This window comes from Bartonella queenslandensis AUST/NH15, assembly GCF_000312585.1.
Lineage (GTDB): Bacteria > Pseudomonadota > Alphaproteobacteria > Rhizobiales > Rhizobiaceae > Bartonella > Bartonella queenslandensis_A.
On sequence record NZ_HE998003.1, the window covers coordinates 245,084 to 247,637 of the forward strand.

The window sequence follows — 2,554 nt, forward strand, 5'->3', positions numbered from 1 at the left end:
GATTCCCAAAACTTTCTTTTACGAGCTTATTTCCACCTTTTTCCGCAAATGAATGTTTCATCACCTACGGGACCGATTTTAAGAGTTTCTGCTAATTCAGGTAAAATCGATAGAAAAACATCTGTTTTAAATTGGCTTTTTTCTGTTTTAAGATAGATAATGTTATCTTTTACATCTTTGAGCACAGTGTTTTTTTCAACTTATGAAGAGGGTGGCAATGAAGCAAGAGCCAACTAATTTATTGATTGCCTCAAGCGGCTGCCCGATTATCTTTTCCCAAGGCTAAACGCTTAGCTTCTTCTTTAGGATTGAACATGGAAATGTGCTGCACGGACCATGACCTACGACAACTTGGCTATATCTTTCAATAGGAATACGACCTTTTAAATCAAGATCGTTGAGAGTGAAGGTAATAGAATGTGGCAATAATTCCAAATCATCAGATTTCTTACAAGAAAAACTTCGCGGAAATTCTACAGCTGCAATTATATCATTATATTTGGATAATACCGCGTGGTGTGGCGCCAACTGTATATATTGGACAACGGACATTGTATCGATTGATATTGCTGCAACGGTATTAGCACATTCTAAAGTAACGAATGCATGTTTACCATCAAGCGAGAAAGCAACTGTACGTGCACCACATGCGTCTGCTTATAATGAATAGGGATATGATGCGTTATTGTGTAGCATGTCAGATTAATGACCGGAATATGATCCGTTGCATTACAAGCAATGAATGAAAATTTTTTATCTGGTGTGATATTTAACTATAAGGATTAAAGTTTTCAACGAGCTCTATTGTTGCTGTCTGATAAATGCCTTCAAAATTTCCATCGTGAAGACTCAAGATATCAAGTTTGGCAATATGGTTTTCACCCAAAATGCTGATATAGGCGGTGTTTTCATTTGATGTGATTGCCATATGGCGTGGATCAGAGCCAACAGGAATTTGTGCAATCTCTTTGTTCGCATTCAAATCAACGCAGATACGGTATCTACACCAGAATTAGAAAAAAGAGCATATTGACCCCTTGGTACAATACCAATGCCTCGTGGACCATGTCCAATGATAATACAACCTACCTCCTTGTACGTAAATACATCTAATTCAGAAATAGTGTTTCCACTGGTATTGGAAGCAAAAGCGTAACCATGTTGTGTTACCTTCACACAACTGCGTGGTGCATTGCCAACACGGACTTGTTTTACCAGTTCGTATGTTTTCCGGTTTTGACGAATAACAGAGATCGTTCCTCGAATCGCATCTGTTGAATCAGCTCAATAGCGCTTTCTTCTCCTTCGTTTTGTAGAGTCGCAGCAATAGAGTTTCAGTTAATACCTCACTCTAATACCTATTGAATGATAGCTATTTTTAAGATGTTATCATTTCCAGAATATGTAAAGTAATTTTATCACATATATTGACAAAAAGACATATTCTTATCTGCCAATTAGGATAGTCATAACACAGCTTGGCTGCTTCGTTGTTCAAAGATACACAGCAAGAACAAGCTGTATTATTGTTCGAGCTTATGTTCTAAAGAATAGATCAGCAAAAAAGCCCTTATTTTCAGTCTTGGTTCTGCAGCTGGTGATTTTAACCACTGTAATCATCACATCTTTTTCTGTTATGACTATGGTACTGACCACCGTCATATTCTCACTCAGTGTCTTTTATCCAAATAAGGTCATATTTCAAATTTGATAGAAGCTTTGGATAAGAATTTAGTTATCATTTTATAATATATTCGTTAGGTTAATTTTGAGCTTACCGAATCTCTGTTTAAAGAAATAATTAAAATATATGCTTGCCCCATAAGGGACAGCATGTTTTGTAACAACACCTTGGTGCAAAAGCTTCTCGGTCTATGCTTCATCAATAGTATCAGAAAAATCCTCACCAGTTTTGATAGCATAGCCATAACCAATAATAGGATGATGGCTTGTCGAAAAAATAAATGGTCTGAAAGAAGCCCTCGAATTTTTTTATAAGGTTCAGTCAGTTTTGTGTGAGATATCTCATTTCTCTAGTGTTTCTGTAATTTTAAGATTTTTGCTGCCATACTCAAAAGTTTTCTTCATACAATCAAGGTTGTCCTCAAATTTCAGCTTATCTCCATACCAGTAATGGTGGAGAATGTTTAAACTTTATCGGTGTTAGCATACGGGTTGATTGGTTTTAGTACTATAAAGTTTTGCGGGTTAAGATGAGATACAAAATATCGTTTACAGAATTTAAGGGCGGGGTGATCTTTACAGTGATTTGGTTCTCGTTGTTTTTCTTGAAATTACAATACTTCCATCAAAAAAACTGCTCATAGTTTTCCTCTTACTCTGCTAAACAAATAAGATATATCACGACAAGCCTAATGAAGTAGATTTAAAGTTATAGAAAAACTGTATATATCACAATTTATCAGGATAATGATTGTTGCAATCGTATATTTTTTTATATATACGATTGCTGGATATAAGAATGAACAAAGCTTTGATTTTCTTGCTGCTAACTTGGTGTTAAGCTGTGCGGAGCAAAAACACATAATGTTGT

General features: G+C 35.6%; 3 protein-coding genes and 1 pseudogene. 1 reads left to right on the forward strand and 3 read right to left on the reverse strand.

The features are described 5' to 3' along the window. Positions 1-179 (reverse strand): annotated as a pseudogene (locus BN338_RS13115) (tyrosine-type recombinase/integrase); the annotation flags it as partial. A gap of 224 nt (positions 180-403) precedes the next feature. Here BN338_RS13115 and BN338_RS06215 point away from each other — a divergent pair. Beyond that, entirely contained in the window at positions 404-670 is a 267-nt protein-coding gene (locus BN338_RS06215; RefSeq protein ID WP_039760091.1) for a hypothetical protein, read from the forward strand. Between the two features lie 99 nt (positions 671-769). On the opposite strand, the gene BN338_RS06220 is transcribed toward BN338_RS06215, so the two are convergent. Beyond that, complete coding sequence (locus tag BN338_RS06220; protein WP_039760092.1) at positions 770-982, reverse strand: YncE family protein; 213 nt, start codon at positions 980-982, stop codon at positions 770-772. Continuing rightward, the gene (locus BN338_RS11665) at positions 979-1,176 is read right to left on the reverse strand and encodes a YncE family protein (RefSeq protein WP_156809261.1); all 198 of its coding nucleotides are present in this window, start codon (positions 1,174-1,176) and stop codon (positions 979-981) included. Before BN338_RS11665 ends, BN338_RS06220 begins: the two co-directional genes overlap by 4 nt. Positions 1,177-2,554 lie beyond the last annotated feature (1,378 nt).